This window comes from Providencia manganoxydans (assembly GCF_016618195.1).
In the GTDB taxonomy this organism is placed as follows: Bacteria; Pseudomonadota; Gammaproteobacteria; order Enterobacterales; family Enterobacteriaceae; genus Providencia; species Providencia manganoxydans.
This window is the reverse complement of record NZ_CP067099.1, coordinates 225,865-245,430: the sequence shown is the minus strand read 5'-3', so window position 1 is coordinate 245,430 and position 19,566 is coordinate 225,865. Positions and strand designations below refer to the sequence as shown.

Here is a 19,566-nt window from a genome sequence, read left to right as displayed (position 1 = left end):
CAACAATAACAATTTTTTACCAAGGGCTTTTAATTGTTTGACTGCACACGCGGTCTCTTCCTTGAAGGATACATTCCATGAGTATAATGAAACTAAAATGGAAACGTGGTGACTGGGCGGCCTACTTTGGCCTAATGACCAATAACTTAACTAACCTACTCACCATGATGGGGTTGCTGATCTTTGTGGTCGGTATCCCGAAAGAGATTGTCTATGGGCGTATTGCCCCCGCTTTTGGTTTTGCCGTATTGCTCGCCAGTATCAGCTATGCCTATTTTGGACAGCAACTGGCAAAACAAACCGGACGCGATGATGTTACCGCCCTGCCATCTGGACCCAGTGCACCGTCTATCTTTACAGTGACCTTTTTGGTCATCATGCCAGTCTACCAAACAACCCAAAACGCCGAGTTTGCTATCCAAATTGCACTCGTTTGGTGTTTTGTTGAATCGATGATCCTTGTCGGCGGCTCATTCCTTGGCGAAACCATTCGTAAAATGATCCCGCGTACCGTATTACTTTCCTGCCTATCTGGATTGGGTTTGTTATTACTTGCCATGAATCCGATGCTGCAAGCATTTGAAGCACCAACGGTTTCATTTATTGTGTTACTGCTGATTTTTATTAACTGGTTTGGTAAAAAACCTATTTTTGCCCGTATTCCAACAGGCTTATTACTGCTCATTGCCGGTACTGCACTAGCATGGATTTCTGGCCTACAAAGCCCTGAAGCGATTAAATCCTCGATGTCATCATTTGGCTTTAACCCACCAGGTATTCATATTGATAGCTTCTTACAAGGCCTACCACACGCACTGCCTTATCTTGCATCTGCCGTCCCACTAGGCTTAGCAAACTATATTTTTGACCTTGAGAACATTGAAAGTGCGCATGCCGCAGGCGATGAATACAATACTCGTAAAGTAATGTTAGCTAACGGTTTATCATCTACTGTCGGCTGTTTTATGGGTAATCCATTCCCTGTCACTGTGTATGTCGGTCATGCAGGTTGGAAAGCGATGGGGGCAAGTATTGGTTATACATTAGCTTCTGGTATCACCATGTTTATCGTGCCACTGTTTGGCTTAGGTGCCTTCATGTTAGCCATCATTCCAATGACCGCTATCGTGCCAATCTTAGTATTTATCGGTGTTGTCACGGCTAACCAAGTGGTGCGAGAAACACCTAAAATTGAAGTCCCTGTGATCTTTATCTGTTTGTTCCCTTGGATAGCCAACTGGGCCCTTACCATGATGAATAGCATGATGGGCGCGGCAGGAACCTCTGCTGCACAAATTGGCACCGATGTTTTACTCAGCAAAGGGGTTTACTATCAAGGTTTGGTACATCTAGGTAATGGCGCACCGCTAGCCAGTATGCTTTGGGGCTGTATCGCCATCTTCGCAATCTTAAATCAACCTCTACGTGGTGCTATCGCCGCTGCTGTAGGTGCGTTATTAGTATTCTTTGGAATAATTCACTCCCCAATGGTAGGAATTGCACAGGGATCTGCCTTGATGTTTGTGTACGCTTACCTCATGATGGCGGGCTTGTTTGTTATGAAGTATTTTTTGGATAAAGGCAAAACTGTAGAACAACAACAATCTGAAAAAGCTGAAAAAATAAGTAAATCAGCGTAATACCACTAACCTTTAATTGTTGGTGCGCCTAGCGCATCAACAATGACACTCTGTATCAGGACACATTAATAATGAAAGAACTCGTGGTTGTTGCCATCGGGGGCAACAGTATTATCAAAGATAACAACAGCCAGTCTATTGAGTCTCAAGAAAAAGCTGTGCAAGAAGTCGCATCTCATGTCTGCGATATGTTGGAAGGTAACTACAATATCGTACTCACTCACGGTAATGGCCCGCAAGTTGGTTTAGATTTACGTCGTGCGGAGATCGCTCATTCAGTAGAAGGTTTACCATTAACACCATTAGCTAACTGCGTTGCCGATACCCAAGGTGGTATTGGCTATTTAATACAACAAGCGCTGACGAATGCTTTGGCATCACGCCACCACCGCCAAGCCGTTACAGTTGTGACTCAAGTGGAAGTGGATAAAAACGATCCTAACTTCCATTCACCCACCAAACCTATTGGGGCATTTTTCAGCTTAGAGCAGGCCGAAGAGCTAAAACAAGCCAACCCTGATTGGCACTTTGTGGAAGACTCTGGGCGTGGCTACCGCCGTGTCGTTGCGTCTCCAGAACCAAAACGTGTTATCGAATCAGCTGCCATCCGCACATTGAGTAACAACGATTATGTCGTCATTGCCGCTGGTGGCGGCGGGATCCCTGTCATCAGTAACGGTCATGGTGGCTATCAAAGTGTTGATGCCGTTATCGATAAAGACTTATCGACGACGTTGTTAGCAAAAGAACTGCAAGCTGATATCTTGATCATTACCACTGGTGTTGAAAAAGTGTGCATCCACTTTGGCAAACCTGAGCAGCAAGCACTCGGTGAAACGACCACTACGGCCATACAGCAATATATGCAGGAAGGGCACTTCCCAGCAGGCAGTATGCTACCAAAAATTGAGGCTAGTCTGTCATTCATCGCTAATGGTGGTAAACGTGTGATCATCACCACGCCAGAAAAGCTACCACAAGCATTACGTGGCGAAACCGGTACTCATATCATTCAAGGTTAATGATTTACACTCTAAATAATTCGAGTTGCAGGTAGGCGACAAGCGAAGAGAGGTGGGGAGCATCGATCAACACGGTGACCCGTCGAGCGTAGTGTAGTCATTTATACCTTAGCAAAAGCCCTGCAACTTGAAGGATGACGAGTATATCCAGTCGGGTTACACACTGTAACCTGACATCGCTTGATTAAGGAGTTTCTATGCAATCTAACAGAAGAGAGTTCCTTACTACTGGTGCAAAATTAGCGGCAACTTGCACTCTATTTGGTGCTATATCTGGTATCGCAGCCGCAGAAACCAATACACTGCCTACCAGTAGTACATCAACAATTAAAGATAAACACTATTATCTTGATGATGTATTACTGGAAACGGGCTTTAACTACCGTGATAACACGGTTATTGGGACTCAAACTTCGTTACAAACCCTTGAAATTAACGAGGGTAAAATAGCGGCTATCTTACCTAATAAACAGCATACAAATAGTGAGCTAAGTTACTATAGTGCTGGTGGTAAATTAATGTTACCAGCTTTTCGCGACATGCATATTCATTTGGATAAAACCTTCTATGGCGGCCCTTGGCAAGCCCCTGGATCACGCGAAGGTAAAACCATACTGGATATGATCGCTCTGGAACAAAAACTCCTGCCTGAATTACAACCTTATACTCAAGAGCGTGCACATGCGCTGATCAAACTGATCCAATCTAAAGGATCGACAACTGCACGTAGCCATTGCAATATCGAACCGGTTTCAGGTTTGAAAAACTTAGAAGCGCTGATCACCGTACTGAATGAGCACCAACAAGATCTCACGTGTGAAATCGTCGCGTTTCCACAGCACGGTTTATTATTGTCCAAGTCAGAACCTCTGATGCGAGAAGCCATGCAGGCAGGTGCTCATTATGTGGGCGGACTTGATCCTACCAATGTGGATGGTGCGATGGAAAAATCTCTCGATACCATGTTCCAAATTGCATTGGATTATAATAAAGGTGTTGATATTCATTTACATGAAACCAGCCCAGCAGGCCGCGCAGCCATTGAATACATGATTGATACTGTCGATAAAAACCGCAGTTTACGAGGTAAAGTCACTATCAGCCATGCATTCGCACTCGCTACATTAACCCCTGAACAAGCCGATGAAACAGCTAAACGCCTTGCTGAACAACAAATTAGCATTGCCAGCACCGTGCCAATCGGCACGTTACATATGCCATTAAAAACACTCAATGAAAATGGCGTATTTGTAATGTCTGGAACGGACAGTGTGGTTGACCATTGGTCACCTTTTGGTTTAGGTGACATGTTAGAAAAAGCCAATTTGTATGCGCAGCTATATACCCGCCCTGACGAGTTATCGCTATCGCGTTCATTAGCTATCGCAACGGGTAATAAACTACCGTTAAATAATAAAGGTCAGCAAGTTTGGCCTGTGGTAGGCGATGATGCAAGCTTTGTATTAGTCGATGCATCATGCTCCGCCGAGGCAGTTGCACGCATCTCCCCAAGGCAAGCTAGCTTCCATAAAGGTTATTTAGCTTCTGGCGCTGTGGATAAAAAAATAGGTTAGTCACTCCTACCAAGGCGGGAGCCACTCCCGCTCTGTTATTAATTAAGAGTTTAATACTTTTAATATCAATGGAAATTCACTAAAGCCTTCTCTATCTAAAAAATGCCCTGCATTTTCTACGGTAATAACCTCTGTTTCTAACAAAGTCGCTAATGTTCTAGAAGATTGTGGTGAAACAATCGAATCGTTGCTCGAAATAATTGAAATACGCTTATCTGACAATGATTTTAAATTCGCATAATCGAGGGAAATATCAGTATGCGCTTTTAGTTCAGGCAATGTTGCTTGCTCTTCGGTAAAACCAGAAACTAGCAGATAACCACCTACCTGCTGCTGTTGGCTAGCGAGATAACGCAATAACGTGACACAACCAAGACTGTGGCCGATCACAACAGTATCTTTATCCAATTCAATCTGTGCATCTAGCAAATGTTGCTGCCAGCGTTGTGGGTCAGGCGATAATGGATCAGGCATTGCAGGTACCTTCACCACGACCCCTTGCTGTTCTAACTGTTCCTTTAACCAAGGGAACCAGTTTTTCTCAGGTGATGCCGTATAGCCATGAATAATAATTACTTTTTTATTGGTTAACTTTCCATTTTGAATATTTGTATTACTCATAATTAAGTTCCTTTTTATCGATGCGGATAAGGTCATACACTAAGATACCGTCTAATCAAGACCCTCTATACTGAAGGTTTTTCACGTAAAAACGATAGCCATTTTGGTAATAATCTCATTATTATTCTTCAGCTGATCTTTATAATTCACTAAAAATCAACATAAATGGATATTTTACCTGTGCAAAATAATCTTCAACTTTCAGATAAAGTTTTAAATGCCTTCCCGCAGCGAGCACTGACTTTAACCCCACTGTCAGGGGATGGAGGCATGCTCCGTTCCCTATTTTTAATTATCGTCATGGTGATATTAACCGCATTTTGTGCTTATCAACTACCGAATATCGCCTATGACTATAAAATTGGTCAAAACGCCATTCCAGTTGATGCTGATGTTGATGGCTCATGCAAAACCAGTTTATTGGTGATCACCAACTGTAGCGTTGATCTACGTTATAAAAGAAATGCCGTCTCCCATAATTTCACCTTCTTAGGCTTAAACGGAAAAGATATCGCTGTAATGCCATTGATGGATGCGACAGATAATTCAAAACTCACTGTGGATGTGGCTGTCGATAGCGTGATGATCCGCTTTATTACCACCATTGTGTTAATTGGCTTATTTATTTTTTGTATCTTCTTTTTTATTCGTGCTCAAATACGCATCAGTAAAATGAGAAAAGAGTTATTGTCAGTAGGCAGTCAGCCTTTGAAACTCATCGCGATCCCAGCCAAGGTGATTAATGCCAATCGACAAATTATTGCGACCTATAAGCGCGAATTGGATGGAAAACAAATCTCTACAGGTTATTCAGGTAAGAAAAAGAGTGCGCCTATCGTGTTAGAATCAAATGGTGCCACCTATGTACTCGCCGTTGCCAGTGCGCAACAAAATATTCCTTATGTGCTTGATTTCCCGATGCAACGCATTCAGGCTACGCCTGAAGAAGTTCAGCATTTTCATGATGTGCTACAGGAAGAGGGGATAATTTGATTTTATTCAGTAAATTGGGCTAAACGGCCCAATTTACTGAAATTATTTCTAATCCAAATATTATGGATAAGTAAACATAATATTTAATACATCTTGAATAAACACTAAAAGATAATCTCAACGGCTGTATACACTACTATGCAGGTTGCTTCACGATGAACTAGGGATTCGTAGAGGATATAACCTGATTTTATGAATCTGCTATCTTCAGTAACGCTTATTTTGACCTAAAATAAATACGAACCTACTTCTTCCTTAAAAAAGAACGCCGCATAACGATGAAAGTGATAGAAACCCTTTCATTACCATAATAATTTTGTCAGTATTACTCATTTTTTCATTTAGTATTCATAGTAAAGCATGGTATCAATTAGCATTATTATATGCTTAGCAATATTCATATCGTGATCAAATGATTTTTATATATCACGCATAGCAGCGATGAATTTTTAATATACTGACATTATAGGTTAAGTACTTATAATAAATATTTAATCTCATAGCGATTACTTAGCTTACTTATAACTTAATTGAATAAATAAGTTTAATTATATTATCAGAAATTACCACGTTATTGAGAATGATTATTAATAGCGATTTTATTATAATAATCTGATTTTGTTTGATTTACAGGTGTTTTGTTTTTATTTTACTCCTTTAATGTTGTGTATTTAATTTTATTTACCATTTATTTCTTGGGATAATTGCCTTTTTTATGTGTGAATTTAGTTTATTAAACTAAACAAAAAGTACAAATTCGGATAGTCTTTAAATGATTTTGTTTTTATTTGTTGTTTTTTATGAGTTTTATATATTTCGCTACAAAACCAAATCGCCCTATAAAGAATATCGAAAAATGTCACAATATTGTGTTTTATTATATTACGGTGATAATATCTCAAATGAATAATTTATAACATATATTTTACATTTTACCTTGTTATTTTTTTACATTAAGGGAAACAAAATGAAAAATAAAAAAACTTATCAAACAAAAACATTGATTAAAGTTATCATTGGATCCCAGTTAATGGAACTAAGGCGCTCCAGAGGAATGACTGGATTAGAATTAGCGAATAAACTCGGCATATCTCAGCAACAGGTTTCTCGATATGAAAGAGGAGTCAGCCATATTGATACCGATATGCTATTTTGTATATTAATACAATTAAATGTTTCACTATTTGAATTTTTTTCTAATGTCTTTGAAGAATTGAAAGAGAAGGATCCTGCTTTCTACTTGAAACATAGTTTTATACATAGTTCCTTAGATATAAGTAGTTTACATCAATATTCTTTATTTTCTTCTAAAGAAGAAACTCTTCGCTAAAAAAATAGCTATTAATATATTATTAATAGTATTACTTATTAATGAAATGAAGTAACTCAATAAATTTTTAAATGCCTATATCTAATTTGATGCCTCTCTTTTACGTGCAAACGCAGAAGAGAGGCAGATAATTATATTTAATTGTATTCTGCGGTCACTACCATTGGCAAATTATACGTCCCGCTGACTGTTTCTCCTGAAAGTACAGCATTAACGCGTGTGGTATCAGTTACCCCCCCAGGTACGGAGAAGGTATAACTCGAGGATCCACTGCCAGGAAATATCACTGATAGGGCTCCCCCAGCAAAGGTGTAGGGACCCGTTCTCCCTGAAGTATCAGTGATCTTCAAGGTAACCGATGCGGTATCAGAACACACAGATGAAAAGTATTCTTGTCTCTGTTCTTGTGTAGTACCAGCAGAAACTTGGCCAAAATCAATATCGGGCATATCGAATTCACAAGTTATTGGTTCCGGATCGACCACCTCAGGTGGCACATATATGGGAGGCTGAGCACTTCCTGTTGCGACAGTGGCTAAGGTAGTGCTGTTGCTCGGTGAGCATGGACCCGTGCTTGGGTTGTCATAACATACATACACAATATACGGTATGGGGTCAGATACGCTATAGCCGCTAAAAGTTCCAGTAAATGGCCCTGTATAATTTCCATTTGGCCCATCGACTACCAGTACCCAAGTAGCGTCGCTGACTGGGATACTGAATGATGCCACAGAAGAATTAGGGACGCTACCTATTGATGAACCCATTAGCCCTGGAGCGACGGGTGATACACCATGGAAATAAGCAGTCCCCCCCATAGTTCCAGGGCTACGAGAACCTAGATTACGACTCGGAGCGAGGCCTGGTATACCGAAACTCCCTCCTGTTCCTATCACAAAACCACCAGAGCAACCCGAAACGAGGCAGTTACCACTATTAGGATTGCCTTTTCCTAATGTGCCTGAAAATGAGCCATAAAGACCAATCCACCGTCCCGTATAGTTTTGACCATTGGACACATTACGTACGGTCATGAGTGTATTATCTCCAGTTGTCCACGATACAGAGGAGGAACCTTCAAGACAAAATATTGTTCCGGTGTCACTATTACACTGAACAAGATCTCCGAGGCTAGCAGCAGACATCGCAATCCAAGTAGAGGATGCCGGCGCACTGAACAAGCCGAAAAAAGATGAAAATAATAGAGATAATATGAATGTGGAACGTAGGCTCGATCGTCTCTCCGAGACGGAGATAGAACTGAGTTTATTGATCCCATTGTTATTTGACATACGGAAAGATCCTCGTTGTATAATTTATTGGTGTCAATGGGTTATTATGTACAATCAGGCAAGTGCTCGACTGACCCAAGTTTTCATCGCCGCCGATAATTAAATATGCGTTTCCGTGGCGACTCAGGCGATCACTACCACGCTCGCTAATAAAACCTTTGATGCTCTTCTCGATGGTTAGCTAACTCCCGTATGCCTGATCGTACCTCTATGTTTATTAGCCATATTCCTAATCAGACAACACATTTATTAATACACACAATAAATGCTGCCTGGATATTTGGTACAGCCAAAAGGCACTATGCTACTGACTTGCAAGGCTAATGTATTCCGAGCTCGCGACATCATTTCACGATCTGTACCTACCAGCGACATGGGTTTGAGTGAATCTGTTCCCGACTGAAGTTGTGCCGATATATCTGCTTTTCTAAAGACCAATGAAATCGTAAATTCCAAATATCTTTATTGATGGCATGTTTTTTCGGCTGTAACACAATCATTGCCATTCGACCATCAATCGGGCATCACCTCAGTACTCCGTTTCGGATTGGCACTCGCCTTCTAAGCGACACAGTGGTTATATTAAGTAAAAAGTGTTATATTATTCATAGCTCATGCTGTACGTCAGTACCGCCGAAAAATCTCCGGCCTCCAAGCTCTTATTCGCTAACGCATTTTGTTGGCCCTGCACATACGCCTTCATTCGAATGACCATGTCCCCATCACGAAGCGGCACCTTGTACACTGTTCCATCATTAATCGGAATAGGACGACCATCCAAGTATTCCAACCCAATGCCTGCACCTTTTGCGGTACTACCAGATGAAAAGGTCAATAACCCTTCATTGTCCATCGGTCCCGTAAACGTCGCCGTAATCGCATTTCCCAACGACGTATCACAATCTTCCAAATAAAACTCAATCGTTTTTCCAGCGGTGCGGGTAAAACGGTACAAGGATTTGGTCGGGATAGTGCCCATGTCCACGTACAAATTGTTCATTCCCGGTACGATGGTGCAGGGCAAGGCAATTAACGTGCCGCTGTATTCAATACCAACACTACTGTCAGCTTGCGTAGCCAATGGCATGAAGAGTATTCCGCCTAGTAAGCCCAATAAGGCACCATTACACACTGTTATTTTCATGGTTTATCTCCTCGCCTAGGGATACTGTATTTCCATTGAGGCCATAGCGCTAAACGCCCCTTCCAGCAACACGGTATCGGGATCAGAGTCTTTTACCGGTACAGCCATAAAAGAAAGGCTTTTCTGGCCATTACTGGACATCGTGACCGGCAAACCACTCCCCGATTCCGGTGGAAAAACCGGTGGCATTACTGTTCCATCATGAGAAAGTAAAATACCTAACCCGCGACGGTCAGTTTGCAAGGCTTGGGTGTTAAATGATGCTGCATCCACACCGATATACTTCAATACCAAAGCCACGTTATTGCCTAAATTCGAACCACATGTAATCGTCAAACTAAACGGCTCCGCATAGTTCACCCCATCAATTCGTGTAATCCCCACCTCGCCAAAATCGATCTGTATCGGGTCATTGTCCCCGTACACATCGCACGGCGGGTTACTGATCAAGGTGCCACTAAAACTGGCATCTGCACTGGCAAAAGATGACACCCCCATCAACGTAGCGGCGATAACGACGTGTTGTAATTGTCGAGCACACACAATGCTTTCTCGCCACCGCATCATTGATACTCCACTGTCAGGCTGGCTGTCGCGTAAAAAAATCCGTCGTCATTATCACTCAACGAGTCACTCCCTTCCGGTGCCACTGTAATCGTTGGCTCATAACCATATGAAAATGAATAATCATCATTCAATTCATATATACGTCCATCAACATAGAACTGCAGGCCTAAATTCGCTTTCGACGTTCTGAGCAAATATCCATCCCAAGAAGTCGGTGTACCGCCAATCCTTAAATTCATCGCATCGGAGGTATTCGCATTCTCACAATCAATGGTATACGGCACATCGCGAGAATATTGCGATCCCTCTTGCCCTTGCACATCTCGAATGAGGACATCGCCAAAATCCACCTCGATCGGATCATTGTCATTCACCACACACGGTGAATTGCCAATCAAGGTGCCACTGAAAGTGGCTTGTACCGCCAGTGCACTTAATGGTGCCGCAAGCAGTGTTATCATCATCCCAGCGCGCACACAGAGCTGAGCACGTAATTGTTTTTTTTCCATTATTCATACTCCACATTAAACGTTGCTGAGGCAAAAAAGTCCCCACTATCGACACCGATAGGGCTACTCAAGACAGGAACCACGCTAAGATCAGGAAGATCACCGTACGTAAACGGCACCCAATCATTCACGGCGAAAATCGCCCCGTCTGACTTAAAACGCAAGCCCAGTGCAGACTCAGAGGTTTTCAGTAAACCGCTGTTAAAATTTGCGCCCGTACCACTGAACTGCAGCTTTAAACCTTGGTTATTCGCGGCCCCCGCACACTGCAACGTGTAGTAAATGGGCATTTCATAATTCACACCATCAATGGTATTAATCTGCATATCGCCAAATTCCACCGTAATCGGCTCATTGTTGTTGACCTGACACGTGCTTTGAACAACAGATACTTTGACATTAAAATTGACACTGTCTGACCCCGCCTGACTTTGTAAGCTCCACATTAATGCGCCACTCATTAGCCATGGCATTAACTTGGTCAACCCCTGCCGAGAAGGGAATGGAATGACGTTCATCTCTGTAAACTCCCTTACTCGTACAACATTTCAAAAGCAATCAAGGCGGAGTAAGCACCTGGCTCCAATAATCCAATTCTGACTGGTGTGACGTAATACGTCAGTTGGCTCTGTCCAGACGGTAATAATTGCGGGTCACTTTCTTGCCCCATCGGTAATAAAGCACCACCCGGTGTTGTCACGGCTAACCCTAGTCCTTGAACCCCATTTACTTTCACAAAATCGCTATAAAATGGCACTGTCGGTGCTACAAAACGAATTTTGACAGCAGGCTGTGTTGAACTCCACGCCGTCATGCCGCTTTGCACATTGGTCAAACGTGTCGCCATTTCGATACAGTCTTCCAGTTCAATTTGGAATGGAATGGGTGTACCTTTACCGTTGTGTTGCAGTTCTGCTGTTTCAATATTTCCAAGGTCAACCGATTGGTATGCCGATGTCATCGCTAAGCGACATGGGCTTTCCGTGAGTGAGCCTGATACATACAACACGCCATTCGCGCCATCCACATTCCAGTTATCAACAGGACGGTAAAGGCGACTATTATTGTCTGCTGCCATCGCATTCACACACCACGCCAAGGCGCTACCCAATAATACGCGCTGTCCATAACGCCACATTTTGCTTGTTTTCATCGCTCTTTCCTCCTGTCGTCACTCTGAGTATCCGCCTTACGGATTTTGGGATTGGCTATCAGCTACTACGTGGCATTCATTACCTTGACATTGGAATGTCAGTGCAGGACGACCACCGTAATCATTGATATACGTTAAGACAGGCTTTGCACCTAATGCGCTGGCTTTCATCCCTAATGACATTTCACCAAATGGAGCAATCATCACTGGCGCAAACTCTTTTCCTTTTTCACCTGCCGAAGATGCATTAGCGGCAGCATTGATGATCGTCACGTAATACGGCGTCGGGTTTTTCACCATCATTTGTTCACCCACCTTTTGTAAGGTAAGTTTTTCCTGCCACGGCGTACCATTTTTATCCGCTTTGATAGCTTTAGGGCGATAGAACAGCTTCACGCGAGTTTGCAACGCAATTTGTAACGTATTGGGCTTATCGCTTTTTGGTGGAATTTCACGTAAGTTAAAATAGAACAAACTTTCTCTATCTTGTGGTAATGCATTGATAGCCGGTAATGCCTCAATTTTCACTTGGCTGGATTTCCCAGGCTCAATACGTTGAACTGGCGGTAACACCACCAATGGAGAGGTAATTTTTTTACCCTCTGCATCATCAATCCAGCCTTGGGCAAGATAAGGCAATTGCTTATTGTTATTCGAAATATTCAATGAGATAGACTTTTGGCCACCGTCAAAAATGACGCGGGTACGGTCTAGTGATACTGCGGCCTGTGCCACTTGGCTGAGTAACATCCCACCCAATAAACACATCATGGCATAATGTTGTTGATTCTTTTTCATACTGTTATAAACCTTATTTCTTCTTAGACTGTTTATGCTGTGAGCCAGTCAGGAGTAAGCCGCACGGCTAGTAAGTTCCAATGAATTTATTGAGTCACTGGGGTACACTGCAGTAATAAAGCGTCATCCAAGCTACCCAACGTATCGGGGAGTTGAATTTGGCACGTGCTGTTTTCCCCCCACTGCACGGTCATGATTTCATTGACATTAATCCCACTGATATAAGCGCTGCCAGCATCACCGACAAGACCTGTACTCTGCCCTTTTGAATTGAGAATTTGCGCGCCGAAAGGTGGGTAACTTCCATCCGCTAATCGCAATACCGTCATGGCTTTTTGGCCTGCGACAACAGAAAACTTACGGTAACCCACCGCACCTTCTGTCAGCGTGGCTTGCACGACGGATTGTTGTGCGTCTACGTTGTCTGGTAAGGTGTTTAAATCAATCTGTGCTTTACTGCGGTAATAACTACTCACATCACCCACAATCGCTTTACCAAACGCATTCGATTCCACAGGTGCCCCAAATCCTTTTATTGGCACGCCTGATACACCTTCTGTATCCACCAACATACGTGTCCCACCCAGCGAGCTCATACGATGGAAGCCAGCACCTTCCGCTGTCACTGTCAATCCGCCACTCGCTGAAAGCCCATACGCACTGTATTGATTATGTTGATAACTGGCATTGGCCGTTAAACGAGCAATATCACCTTGATGGGTAATAAAGGCCGATCCAGAAGCCCCTTTGCTACTACTACCTGCGCCAAGCTGGTACGTTGTACGCGTGTTAATACGGTCGTGATAGGTGACACGATTCGTCGTATCGTAACGATTATTGTTCATTGAATAGCCAACATTAGCTCCATTGCTTAATGGGAACGATGTTGATAAAAAGATGCTGTCATCTTTGACGCCGTTATACATGTTACGATTTGCTGAAACATTGACACTGATATTCTTAATTGAACCAATATCAAAATATTTAGAAGCCGACACACTGTAATAATCATTATCTGGACGATCCCAGTATGTTTGATGGTTATAATTCAGGAATACGGACATTCCCATATCACGGAAATTTTTACTCAGTGAGATCGTGTATAGCTCTTTGTTACCGCCATAGCGTTCCCCACTTTTTAGTGCCTGCAAAAATTCAGACATGCTCATGAAGTCACGTTCAGAAAAACGATAACCTGCAAATTGAATTTGACTATCAATCGCATCAAAACGCTTGGCATAGCTTAATCTGTATGATCCACCGCTCAGCGTGCTCTGGCCCGGCAGCTTAGAAAAGGCTTGTGTGATATCAAACGACAAGGCACCAAATGCCATCAAATCGCGCCCAATACCAAGTGACACCGCATTGTAATTTTTGCTATTAAGACTTCCCCCGAAGAGTGACCATCCATTATTCACCCCCCACGAAAACTCTCCTGTGACAAAGTTGTCACCTTCACTGTGGCGCTGATAGTTTGTCGGCTGCCCCAAGGCAAGTTTGTATTGAATTTGTCCAGGACGCGTTAAATAAGGTAAGTTCGCCGTATCAACTTGAAATTCCTGCACTGTTCCATCTTGCTCTTCGACTTTGACATCTAGCTTCCCACTGACCGCGTCATTAAGATTTTGGATACGAAATGGTCCCGGAGCGACTTGTTCGGTGTACAATACCCGTCCTTGCTGGCTGATCGTCACAGTCGCGTTCGATTGCGCAATCCCTGTTATTTCAGGCGCGTACCCTCGCAAATTAGGTGGAAGCATATTCAAATCTGAACGTACACTCGCCCCAATAAACCGGAAGGAATCAAACATGTTTGATACTAAGTAGTCTTCCCCAACCACCAATTTTGCAGCCAAATTGGGCAGTGCACGATAGGCGTAAAAACGACTCCAATCGAAATCCTTATTGACGGCATCGCCAGATCCCGTCGCATGATTTAAACGTCCTTGCCAATCCGCGCGAAAACGCCATGCTCCCAAGTTAATTCCTGTCACACCATTACCGTTAAGCGCATAACTGTTGTGCCCTCCCGTATAAGAACGGTTGGCATTACCATTGACGTTGTAATCCAAAATCAATGCTGCAATACCCTCATCCCACCGAGAAGGTGGATCCCAGTTAGGAGCTGTGTATTCCAAATAGGCTTGCGGAATGCTGAGGTATAATGTTGACGTTGCGAGATCTCCGCGCACTTGCATCCCCGGTAAACTGACAATATCTAAACATTGCCCATCGTGCCACCATGTCAATGCTTTGCGATGTGATGAGGTTAATGCAATCTGTTCGACAATCTCAGGGGTTAAACAAGCCGCACTTCCTTGAGGATCCCCTTCAGGAGGATAAAAAGTGACAGGCATCTCAGGCAACGTATCGTCATTAATTTTTAATGACAGTAGATACGATCCTGGCATGATGTAGCCTGCACGTGAAAAGTGTGAGAGATTAATATTTTCTTTGTCTTCAACATCCAAAACATCCGTGTTGAATTCGATACTGTCTGACGATGAGGTCGCCCATGCACTCGGGGCCCCACTCATACTGTACGTAAGTGCAATAGACAAAGGCAGCAACGCCAATCGAAAACGAAGTGCAGTGTGTAAAGACATAAAAAATATCCCTGACAATTAATAACTACAATAAAAAAAGGAATGAAATTGCACTTTAGTAATAATCCACTTTAAAACGGATCGCGCTTTGATAAGGACCCGCACGTAGTGGCCGCTGGTCTGAAACCAGACGTAATTGATAACTTAATCGCATTGTGGGCGGCACGATGGCTTGTTGAGGCAAGGCTTCCCCAGGGATCACTTGGCGTAAATCGGCATCACGCATTAGTAAACCAACCCCTCTCGCGTCCCCAAAAACTTGGAAAAGGCCGTTATCTGCAGGCCCATCAAATGTCATACTCAAAGCCTGCCACACTTGTGAAGGATCACTGGCTTTGGTTAAGTCACAGTTCACTAAATAAATATCGACATCACGAGTAGGGCCTTCTCCCGTTTGGCGGATCACCCCAACCGGTAATACCCCCATGTCGATAATTTGTTCGCGAGAATCCATGGCAATACTGCATGCCGCATCGGTAATTTCACCGTTAAGGGTGACAGTACCTTCTCCATTAGATGCCGCTTGTGCGGTAGAAAAGGCAACACAGCCGGAAAGAAAAAACGCACTGCTTTTTAACCATCTCAATATCACTGTGCTACCCTCGATTTACCGTTAAAATAATAAGAATTAGTTGTATGACATGGTGAAGTTAGTCAGCGCTGTGAATGCACCTGGGACGATAGTCGTTGTGTCACCTTTTAGATAAGCAGAGAACAACAATGAGTTATCACCATTTTGTAATGCGACAGAACCTGCTGACGCAGAGCCGTCTAACTTAACAGGAACCGCATCCAGACCCGTGATCACAACACCTGCACCCGATGCAGTACCTTGAATTGCTAAAGAGTTCGCTAAGTTCGGGTTCACACCACCGGTGAATGTCACTTCAGCGGTATCCCAAGTGGTCGTATCACAATCAACCAGTTCAATCGTGAAAGGCACAGGTCTAGACATACCGCCATCAGCCAAGGTCGCAGAGGCAACTTGTCCGAGGTTAACCGTTTGGTCAGTTGACTCTGGAGAAATACCACAAGCTGCTTCAATGATAGAGCCTTCAAATGTAACAGTACCTTGGCCAGCATCTGCTGCTAAAACTGATGCACTCATTGCGCTAGAAACTAAAGTTGCTAAAATAATTTTTTTCATATAAACCTTCTGATTAATAAATTAATGTTTTAATAAAAAGAAAAGCGCACAAACTAATTAATAACAAAACTTTTGTTATTAATTAGAGAGCAAGACTCTTTCAATTCTATTTTTAATACATTTCTATTATTTAAATAAATAATAGAAATAACATTTAGCCAAAATAATGACCTGGATAAGAAGTAAAATAGGGTATTTGGTTTCCTTTTTCTAATGACTCAAAAAAAGGAGAGAAGTCCAAATACACACCTGGATTTTTTTCTTTTAAATTCAAAGAGACATCCAAAAAAAATGCTGTTAGTGAAGTACCTAACAACTGTAAAGTATAGAGTAATGTATCAGTGTCTATACGACAGATACCCCGTTCATATCGGGATATTTGTTGTTGAGACACCCCTAATTTCTCAGCTAAAACTTTCCCTGTTAAATTACGAGACTTTCGTAACTTCTGAAGTTCTTCTCCTATTGAAATAGCTAATGCTAATTTTACATCCTCTATTTTTTTAGCTTTTTTCACTTGATAATTCCTTTTTATAAAAATGGATATCAATAATGAAAAACTCATGGTACAGCGCTAATTAATAAAAGCACAAATACAGAATCACATATTGAAATAGACATACTTTGCGTTGAGAAAAAGATTAACATACTGAGAGCAAAAAAAACAACCAACGCGAGTTATTACAAATAGTAAATATATTGTATTCATGTCAATTTATTACATATAACGCAATTAAAAATTGCTTAATAATCAAAATAATAAATAACAAACAATACTAACCCCAAAAATAAATGCAGCATTTAAAACCAAAAAAATACATAAAAAGAAACAAAAAACAAAATTTTAATCCAAAATAAAATCTTTTTAAAACACATTAACAAATAAACACTAAATACGAGTATATTTTTTGGGATTAAAAAAAAACAACTTAAATACAGCAAACTATCCATTAAAATAAAACAACAAAAAAGAGTAATAACAAGTAGCTCTTTACCTACTATATTAATTACTTCATTTTATCCACACATCCTCAATTAAAAAAAATAAAATATCAACATTTTCAGATAATCATTTAATGTCATTGATTTGAAAATTAGCACCTAGAATTTACTAACAATCCTCATCAAGACCTAAAAAGACAATCAATTATGGACTTAAAATATTCGCTATACATGAAAATTTTCATGATGACACTTATCTTAAGATAGTTTTAGCAGTCCAAAAAAGAATGGATTATATTAAATGGAGTTAGTGCATAGACATTTATAAATGAAAGGGAGCTTAGAGAATGTTCAAAATCTGTAGACTACAACTAAATTGAAAAGCTTGCCCCAGTAGAATGGAGTGAAGCCTTCCTGCTATTTCACTACATGTACCTTAATATACCTTATCTTAAGAGGCTTATTAGTACTGGTAATAGTTATTTTAAATCAGGGAGAAATACGTGTTTACCACCGTGAACATATCCACATCACCGCCTAAATGGCGGCTTCATGAAAGGTTTTTGGATTTTTTTCGGGGCACATAGAACGTAAATACAATTTTAGAAAAAAAATCCAAAAGAAGCCGCAAAATGTATACATGAACATCTACAACCTGTTTATGAATGTTTCTTTAATATCGAATAATTATTCTTTTGGCTACCCCGTAGGGTAGCCAAATCATTAATTAGTGGCCATTCGCTCTATCTCGACGAATTTTTCGTTCCTCATAGATAGCTACCACACCTAACATCACAATCCCTAGCGCTGTTGCGGCAAACAATAGATAAAATGTATCAGACCAACCATGTAACGTTAAGCTACCGACTGAGATCCCATCACCTTTTGGGTCAGCAATACGTGAAACTAACACTTTTGCCATTCCATCGCCAAATAGATAACCGAAGAAACCAGGGATTGAGTTGACTACCGCTGTTGCACATTTAGGTGCAAAACCAATGATAGAAATACCGATCAGGATTACTGGACCAAAAATAAAGAAACCTTCAAAAAATAACGCGATATAGATGCCCCAAACACTGGTCATGTTTTGGTAAGCAACCAGTGGGAAAATCACTGAAATCATACATAACATGCCAAGTAATGCACGGCGTCCCCCCATTTTATCCGATACATAACCCCATGTGAGTGAGCCTAAAAAGCCCCCTAACTCAAGCGCAGTGATAGTTCCTATTGCTGAAACATCATCCCAGCTTAACGCCATTTTAACGTAAGCCACACTCCAGTTATCAACACCGATACGAATGGTATAAACACATAGGTTAGCAAAGCAAAGAAACCAGACTGCTGGGTTTTTCAAAACATATTTAACAAAAATCTCTGATTTAGACATCGCTTCAGCAGCGGTATCATCTTTAGAAACGGGTTCATCAAAAATTTCTTCCGGGGTATTCCAACCAAGCTCAGAGGGATCATCTTTACCAAAGAACATCCCAAAGGTTGCAATGACACCCGCGAATAGAATTGGGAAAATGAACATACCAGCGACATTACCGTTAAACGCATATTCCATTCCAAATAAAGCGATTGGTCCCGCTAAAATCGCCCCAATATTATGTGATGCGTTCCACCATGAAATAAACCGACCTCGGTTTTTTCTTGGCGTCCAACGGTTGATTGTTGAGTTAGAGCATGGCCCACCCGGTGCTTGAAATAAGCCAGTTAGTGCCCATAAAAAAATAAAAATACCTAACGAATGACCTGAAGATAATAAAAACATCCCAATAGCAAATGATGAGGCACAAGATAACATCAGTAAGAAACTGAGTATTTTCTTGGTGTTTTTGCCATCAATATAATAAGAAAGTAATACTCGACCGAGGCTATAAGTAATCGAAAAACCGAATCCAACAGTACCCAAATCACTTAAGGTAAAGTCAGTTTGTTCAATAATAAACGGGGTTGCTGCTTTGAAGTTATAGCGAAGAAAATAGATCCCCGTATAGGCCAAGCACATCACAAAGAATGGCTCCATAAATTTTCTTAGCCATAAATCACGTTGTACAGAGAGAGGGATCTTTCCTGCCGGTAACCTTTTAATATCAAAAAATGAAAATTTAGAACTCATGCTGTGTGCCTTTATATTTTTATATTAATTTTTATTGTTTACTCGCACAATTTCAAAGTGCAGCAAAACACATAGCTAATTAAAATAAACTAACCAGTAA

Annotated in this window: 18 protein-coding genes; 5 read left to right on the top strand and 13 right to left on the bottom strand. The window is 41.6% G+C overall.

Features of this window, described 5'->3' with window-relative positions:
* Positions 1-77: 77 nt before the first annotated feature.
* The 3 genes from JI723_RS01120 (at position 78) to JI723_RS01110 (ending at position 4,236) form a co-directional block, all read left to right on the top strand.
* The gene (locus JI723_RS01120) at positions 78-1,640 is read left to right on the top strand and encodes a permease family protein (protein WP_140181196.1); all 1,563 of its coding nucleotides are present in this window, start codon (positions 78-80) and stop codon (positions 1,638-1,640) included.
* Positions 1,641-1,711: 71 nt separating this feature from the next.
* Positions 1,712-2,662, top strand: coding sequence for a carbamate kinase family protein (locus JI723_RS01115; protein WP_070929544.1), 951 nt, complete (start codon positions 1,712-1,714; stop codon positions 2,660-2,662).
* Between the two features lie 197 nt (positions 2,663-2,859).
* A complete protein-coding gene (locus JI723_RS01110) occupies positions 2,860-4,236 on the top strand; it encodes an amidohydrolase family protein (RefSeq protein ID WP_070929545.1) in 1,377 nt (458 codons plus the stop codon).
* A 42-nt stretch (positions 4,237-4,278) separates the two neighbouring features.
* Here the strand turns inward: JI723_RS01110 and JI723_RS01105 are convergent, their stop codons facing one another.
* Positions 4,279-4,857, bottom strand: coding sequence for an RBBP9/YdeN family alpha/beta hydrolase (locus JI723_RS01105; RefSeq protein WP_337979725.1), 579 nt, complete (start codon positions 4,855-4,857; stop codon positions 4,279-4,281).
* A gap of 180 nt (positions 4,858-5,037) precedes the next feature.
* On the opposite strand from JI723_RS01105, the gene JI723_RS01100 reads away from it, so the two are divergent.
* The gene (locus JI723_RS01100) at positions 5,038-5,850 is read left to right on the top strand and encodes a hypothetical protein (RefSeq protein WP_337979724.1); all 813 of its coding nucleotides are present in this window, start codon (positions 5,038-5,040) and stop codon (positions 5,848-5,850) included.
* A gap of 967 nt (positions 5,851-6,817) precedes the next feature.
* Complete coding sequence (locus tag JI723_RS01095; RefSeq protein ID WP_070925978.1) at positions 6,818-7,180, top strand: helix-turn-helix domain-containing protein; 363 nt, start codon at positions 6,818-6,820, stop codon at positions 7,178-7,180.
* Between the two features lie 137 nt (positions 7,181-7,317).
* Here JI723_RS01095 and JI723_RS01090 read toward each other — a convergent pair whose 3' ends face one another.
* From JI723_RS01090 to uhpT, 12 genes are all read right to left on the bottom strand, one after another.
* Positions 7,318-8,472 carry a hypothetical protein gene (locus JI723_RS01090; protein ID WP_337979723.1) on the bottom strand — a complete coding sequence of 385 codons (1,155 nt, stop codon included), beginning with the start codon at positions 8,470-8,472 and terminating at the stop codon, positions 7,318-7,320.
* 601 nt (positions 8,473-9,073) lie between these two features.
* Positions 9,074-9,616 (bottom strand): fimbrial protein, encoded by a 543-nt coding sequence (locus JI723_RS01085; RefSeq protein WP_272580554.1) that lies wholly within the window; start codon positions 9,614-9,616, stop codon positions 9,074-9,076.
* Between the two features lie 15 nt (positions 9,617-9,631).
* Positions 9,632-10,183: a fimbrial protein gene (locus tag JI723_RS01080; protein WP_272580555.1), complete on the bottom strand. Its 552-nt coding sequence runs from the start codon at positions 10,181-10,183 to the stop codon at positions 9,632-9,634.
* Positions 10,180-10,692: a fimbrial protein gene (locus tag JI723_RS01075; protein ID WP_070925972.1), complete on the bottom strand. Its 513-nt coding sequence runs from the start codon at positions 10,690-10,692 to the stop codon at positions 10,180-10,182. Before JI723_RS01075 ends, JI723_RS01080 begins: the two co-directional genes overlap by 4 nt.
* Positions 10,692-11,210: a fimbrial protein gene (locus JI723_RS01070; RefSeq protein WP_272580556.1), complete on the bottom strand. Its 519-nt coding sequence runs from the start codon at positions 11,208-11,210 to the stop codon at positions 10,692-10,694. Before JI723_RS01070 ends, JI723_RS01075 begins: the two co-directional genes overlap by 1 nt.
* A 14-nt stretch (positions 11,211-11,224) precedes the next feature.
* Positions 11,225-11,845, bottom strand: coding sequence for a fimbrial protein (locus JI723_RS01065; protein WP_272580557.1), 621 nt, complete (start codon positions 11,843-11,845; stop codon positions 11,225-11,227).
* A 36-nt stretch (positions 11,846-11,881) separates the two neighbouring features.
* The gene (locus tag JI723_RS01060; RefSeq protein ID WP_272580558.1) at positions 11,882-12,643 is read right to left on the bottom strand and encodes a fimbria/pilus periplasmic chaperone; all 762 of its coding nucleotides are present in this window, start codon (positions 12,641-12,643) and stop codon (positions 11,882-11,884) included.
* Positions 12,644-12,729: 86 nt separating this feature from the next.
* Complete coding sequence (locus JI723_RS01055; RefSeq protein ID WP_337979722.1) at positions 12,730-15,249, bottom strand: outer membrane usher protein; 2,520 nt, start codon at positions 15,247-15,249, stop codon at positions 12,730-12,732.
* A gap of 55 nt (positions 15,250-15,304) precedes the next feature.
* Entirely contained in the window at positions 15,305-15,841 is a 537-nt protein-coding gene (locus JI723_RS01050) for a fimbrial protein (RefSeq protein ID WP_272580560.1), read from the bottom strand.
* A 36-nt stretch (positions 15,842-15,877) separates the two neighbouring features.
* Positions 15,878-16,396 carry a fimbrial protein gene (locus JI723_RS01045; RefSeq protein ID WP_272580561.1) on the bottom strand — a complete coding sequence of 173 codons (519 nt, stop codon included), beginning with the start codon at positions 16,394-16,396 and terminating at the stop codon, positions 15,878-15,880.
* Positions 16,397-16,550: 154 nt separating this feature from the next.
* Complete coding sequence (locus tag JI723_RS01040; protein ID WP_272580562.1) at positions 16,551-16,913, bottom strand: helix-turn-helix domain-containing protein; 363 nt, start codon at positions 16,911-16,913, stop codon at positions 16,551-16,553.
* Between the two features lie 1,152 nt (positions 16,914-18,065).
* The gene (gene uhpT / locus JI723_RS01035) at positions 18,066-19,466 is read right to left on the bottom strand and encodes a hexose-6-phosphate:phosphate antiporter (protein ID WP_337979721.1); all 1,401 of its coding nucleotides are present in this window, start codon (positions 19,464-19,466) and stop codon (positions 18,066-18,068) included.
* Positions 19,467-19,566: the final 100 nt, after the last annotated feature.